The 4,822-nt window shown below is 47.4% G+C and carries 6 protein-coding genes; all 6 read left to right on the top strand.

Features of this window, described 5'->3' with window-relative positions:
* Nucleotides 1-109: 109 nt before the first annotated feature.
* Nucleotides 110-382 carry a transcriptional coactivator PipX gene (pipX, locus tag RMO35_RS08185; RefSeq protein ID WP_309740137.1) on the top strand — a complete coding sequence of 91 codons (273 nt, stop codon included), beginning with the start codon at nucleotides 110-112 and terminating at the stop codon, nucleotides 380-382.
* 173 nt (nucleotides 383-555) lie between these two features.
* Entirely contained in the window at nucleotides 556-1,224 is a 669-nt protein-coding gene (locus RMO35_RS08180; RefSeq protein ID WP_309740136.1) for a YggS family pyridoxal phosphate-dependent enzyme, read from the top strand.
* A gap of 474 nt (nucleotides 1,225-1,698) precedes the next feature.
* Nucleotides 1,699-2,268, top strand: a complete 570-nt coding sequence (locus RMO35_RS08175) for a cell division protein SepF (RefSeq protein WP_309740135.1) — start codon at nucleotides 1,699-1,701, stop codon at nucleotides 2,266-2,268.
* Nucleotides 2,269-2,338: 70 nt separating this feature from the next.
* The gene (gene proC, locus RMO35_RS08170; RefSeq protein ID WP_309740133.1) at nucleotides 2,339-3,136 is read left to right on the top strand and encodes a pyrroline-5-carboxylate reductase; all 798 of its coding nucleotides are present in this window, start codon (nucleotides 2,339-2,341) and stop codon (nucleotides 3,134-3,136) included.
* Between the two features lie 254 nt (nucleotides 3,137-3,390).
* Entirely contained in the window at nucleotides 3,391-4,527 is a 1,137-nt protein-coding gene (locus RMO35_RS08165; protein ID WP_309740130.1) for a serine hydrolase, read from the top strand.
* Between the two features lie 173 nt (nucleotides 4,528-4,700).
* The coding region (locus RMO35_RS08160; RefSeq protein ID WP_309740138.1) for a 2-C-methyl-D-erythritol 4-phosphate cytidylyltransferase at nucleotides 4,701-4,822 on the top strand (122 nt) is incomplete at its 3' end.

The following is a 4,822-nucleotide window of genomic DNA, read 5'->3' as shown; positions in this document are numbered from 1 at the left end:
CAGCCCCACCGGCGGTGCATTTATGCTGCAGACAAATAGAAGCAGTGTGCAGAAAAATTTCACAACATGGTGCGCTACCCTCTACCCTCTACCCTCTACTCCCTAATCAATGACTTCCGAAAACTACCTCAACCACCCTACTTTTGGCTTGCTTTATCGTATTTGTATCGTTGAGGAAAACCAAGAACTATTTACAACACTCTACGCACAGCGAGTATTTTTTATAGTTACTAGTGATGCGAATGGGATCTCCTTTCAGCCTGTCACTCGTGCTGATGCGAGACTAACGATCGATACTCGCATTCGCCTCCTTAGACGCAACGGTCAAGTTTTAGAATATCAACAGTTGCAAGCAATGATGCAACAAAATTTCCCAGGATAGGGGTTAGATTAGGCTTTAGGCTTTAGGTGTTAGGCTTTAGGGAATAACAACATTAGGCTTTAGGCTTTAGGGAATAAAAGCATTAGCCTCATCACCCACTCTTACCTCTTACCTCTTACCTCTTACCTCTTACCTCTTACCTCTTACCCCATCCCCTACCCTCTACCCCCTAGATGACAATCGCACAAAATATCGAGACGATTCGCCGAGATTTACCAGGTGCGGTTAAATTGATGGCGGTAACTAAGCAAGTGCCTGTAGCCCTCATGCGGGAGGCGTATGCTGTAGGGGTGCGGGATTTTGGGGAGAGTCGGATTCAAGAGGCGCAAGCCAAACAACAAGCATTAGCCGATCTACCAGATTTGTGTTGGCATCTGATCGGACATTTGCAGGGGAATAAAGTCCGCAAAGCGGTAGAGATCTTTGACTGGATTCATTCGGTGGATAGCCTCAAGCTATTACAACAACTCGATCGAGTCTGTAGCGAACTTACCAAAAGTCCCAAAATCTGTCTTCAAGTCAAAATTCTACCCGATCCCGACAAATTTGGCTGGACGATCCCCGAGCTATTGGCAGACTTACCGCAGATTTGTGAGTGTCAACAGCTCCAGATTGTTGGCTTGATGGCAATTCCACCGCTTGGTTTAACTACCGCCCAACTGCAAGGATTATTTGAAAGTGCGCGGGATCTCAGTCGCCAACTCATGGAGCGATCGGGATCTCAACTTCAGTTGACAGAGCTGTCAATGGGCATGTCTGGCGATTATCTACCAGCCATCGCTGCTGGTGCGACGATCGTCCGATTGGGAAGTATTTTATTTGGCGATCGATTGCCAGTCTAATCGATCGACGTTAGACTTTGCGCCAATTTAGACATGTTAGTATTTTTTGTCACTACATATAGATCCGTATTGTCAAGATAAATTGATAATTTAGTGACCGATCGCCCAATGTCACTCTACGCACAATTGCTGAATAGAGTAAAAAAAATATCCCAGTTGGCTGATGTAATTCAAAAAAGACTTTATCAATTTTTGTAATTTTGTGATATTATGCTCGATAGATTGGCAAAAAAGTGTGTTTTCCAGGGGAAACCGCTGCAAACAGTCACTTGACACTCATAGCCAGAATTTAAGTAATATTGCTTAGAGTACAATCGATCCTGTATTATGGAAAAAAATTCCTCCAGTAATATAGCGATGCCAACGGTTGCTGAGTTTGCTACTTAAAACCAGCTAGTTCGGACAGCGATTTCGAGAAACATTTCACAGTCAAAAGCATCCATACCACAATCACAGGGCGCAGGAGTAGTTAAGGTGAACGTTATAACCAAATTCAAAGATTTCATGGGTTTGAACGAAGAAGAATACAACGATTACGACGAAACGGATAATGATGCGTATCGGAGTGAGTATCAACAACCAGAACCCACGGTGGTTCAACCTACCGAACCAGAGTCCCGTGGATTTAGACGCGCTAGCGATCGCAGTGCGAGCAAAATCAATAACGTGGTAGGGATGCCAGGAATCGTTCACGGCGTCTCCGAGATGATCTTGATCGAACCCCGCTCTTTTGAAGAGATGCCGCAAGTCATCGATGCGCTCAGACATAGAAAGTCGGTAATCCTCAATATGACCTTGATCCGTCAAGAAGAAGCGCAAAGATCGGTAGACTTTGTAGCAGGCGGTACTTATGCAATTGACGGTCACTACGAACGAATTGGTGATAATATCTTCCTATTTACACCTAACTGCGTCCAAGTTAGCACCCCTGCCAATACAACCAATGATGTGGTAGAGCGCCAAGCAACCACAACGGCACGTACCAATCGCATCAGTCAACCCATGTCCAATTGGGGTAGCGAACCGATCTCAGTAGCTCAGTAGAGAGACAATCAAAATCTTGATGGCAACTGCGATCGGCACTGAGCTTCTCGATCGCTTAAATTAGGAATATATGTCCATCAAATTAGGTGTCATCGGTGGCGTGGTAATGGGTTGTGCGATCGTATCGCGGCTACTAGAGCGCGGTACTTATCAAAGTAGTGAGATTCTCATTGCCGAACCTACCCCCTCACAGCGCGAATTGCTCCAGCAACAATATGGTGTGCAGGTAACTGAAGATAACAATTTAGCGGCGATGGCTCCAGTACTGATACTGGCAATCAAGCCGCAAATTTTTGAGCTAGTTGTGAGTAAATTAGCTGCACCCACCACCGAATTAGTAATTTCGATCCTCGCAGGTGTCAGCCTCGCTCAGTTAGAGCTTGGCTTTCCCGAGCGAGCCGTAGTCCGCGCCATGCCCAATACCCCCGCAACGGTGGGAATGGGCATCACTGCAATCGCGGCGGGAACTCACACTCGCACCGAGCAACTGGATCTCGCTACCAAAATTTTTCAAGCCGTCGGCGAAGTCGTCCCCGTCCCCGAGTCTCTAATGGATGCCGTCACTGGCTTATCCGGCTCAGGGCCAGCTTATGTCGCCCTAGCGATCGAGGCACTAGCCGATGGTGGCGTTGCCGCTGGTCTCCCCCGCCAAATTGCCGACAAACTCGCGCTACAGACAGTTTTAGGTACTGCTTGGCTCTTAAATGAATCGTCGCTCCACCCCGCTCAATTAAAAGATCGAGTGACTAGTCCCGGCGGCACTACTATTGCGGGAGTCGCCAAACTAGAGCAAGCAGGTTTTCGATCGGCTCTAATTGAAGCGGTAAAAGCAGCCGCAGTACGATCGCGGGAATTGGGTAATGGGTAATAATTAATAATTAATAATTATTAATTATTTAATTAGATATGTTGTAGGGTGGGCACTGCCCACCTTAAGGGTTGCAGCCGATCGCTAATATTTAAGATCGTGATGCCGACTTACTTACGAATATAGGGTAGACGATCGATCGGCAAGCGAGATCGGCTATTATTAAGAGCATTTGAGATGATCGAGATTCTTCATAATTTGCTAGCTAGCAACCGCGATTTTTCTAGCCAAATCTATCCTCAAACTTCGACCGAATGGCTTCTAATAGTACTGGCGAGCAAAGATCTCAGACCCAATCCCGCCGCAAACAACCGATCCAACAACAACTGCACCAACTGAATCGATCTGTCTCACTATCGATTCAGTTGGTGCGGTTAGCGATTTGTGGATTGGGTGCCAGTACGATCGCCGGGACGACAATTTCGATCGTCAATCCACCCAAATCACCAATTGCCGCCAAAGTAGAGCCGCCTGTTCCACCCGCGCCGCCTGTCCCACAAATCGATCTGCTCGATCCCACCACCGCCAGCGCCAAACTCCACAATCGGCTTCAGGTTTTAAATCAGAAAAAGACTAAGCTCGATGCGAGTTATTTATTTATCAACACCGAGCTAGGCGAACATAGTGAATGGGGAGCCGATCGAGTCTTGCCTGCTGCTAGTACGATTAAATTGCCGATATTGATTGCCCTCTTTCAGGATGTCGATGCCCAGAAAGTGAATTTAGCCGAAAAACTGACGATCGATAAAAACTCGATTGCTGGTGGCTCTGGCGATCTCCAAGCGCAAAAACCCGGTACTCAGGTAAGTATTTTGGTCGCCGCTACCAAAATGATAACCATCAGCGATAATACCGCCACCAACCTCCTAATCGCCCGCTTAGGTGGTAAATCTGCCCTCAACCAACGCTTTCGGAATTGGGGACTCAGCACTACCACTATCAATCGTCCCCTACCAGATTTAGAAGGCACCAATATCACTACCGCCCGCGAACTAGCCCGATCGATGATGGCGATCGAGCGTGGTAATATCGTCTCTGCGGCTTCCCGCAGCCAAATATTAAATATCATGCGCCGCACCACAGGTAACACCATGCTGCCCCAAGGATTGGGCGCAGGTGCCAAAATCGCCCACAAAACTGGCGATATCGGTTCCCTAATCGCCGATGTTGGCTCGATCGAATTCCCCACAGGCAAAAAATATCTGGCAGTAGTCTTAGTCAAACGCCCCTATAACGACCCATCCGGGCCAGAATTAGTCCGCAAGATGTCTGCAATTGCCTACGACTATTTCCAAACCGCTGCACCGACACCGATTGTTAGTCCAACTTCCACGCCTAAAAACACTTCTGGTTTCTCCGATAATGTCTTTATTAAAAAGAAACCACAATAATTACTAATTAGTAACTAAGTAGCCTAAAACCCAGATGGTGGGCAGCGGTTCGCGCTCTGGAGGTTCCCTCCAGATTGAGCGAAACAAGACAGTGCCCACCCTACTTAGCTATCTAATCACTATCCACTATCCACTAAAACACCAGTAACTTTGTTTCAAGGCAAGATGTGAGTATGAATCTATTAATTCCGGCGGCGGGGATGGGAAAACGGATGGGGAGCGACCGCAACAAGCTCCTGATTCCCTTGCTCGATCGACCGATTTTGGCTTGGACGCTGCTAGCTGCCGAAAATGC

This window comes from Chamaesiphon sp. OTE_20_metabat_361 (assembly GCF_031364565.1).
The sequence above is the reverse complement of the archived record's forward strand: the minus strand, read 5'-3'. Positions and strand labels throughout refer to the sequence as shown.

What these genes read in the sequence shown, in the direction of transcription:
- pipX (WP_309740137.1), top strand. Translation starts at nt 110, where the DNA reads ATGACTTCCGAAAACTACCTCAACCACCCTACTTTTGGCTTGCTTTAT.
- RMO35_RS08180 (WP_309740136.1), top strand. Translation starts at nt 556, where the DNA reads ATGACAATCGCACAAAATATCGAGACGATTCGCCGAGATTTACCAGGT.
- proC (WP_309740133.1), top strand. Translation starts at nt 2,339, where the DNA reads ATGTCCATCAAATTAGGTGTCATCGGTGGCGTGGTAATGGGTTGTGCG.
- RMO35_RS08165 (WP_309740130.1), top strand. Translation starts at nt 3,391, where the DNA reads ATGGCTTCTAATAGTACTGGCGAGCAAAGATCTCAGACCCAATCCCGC.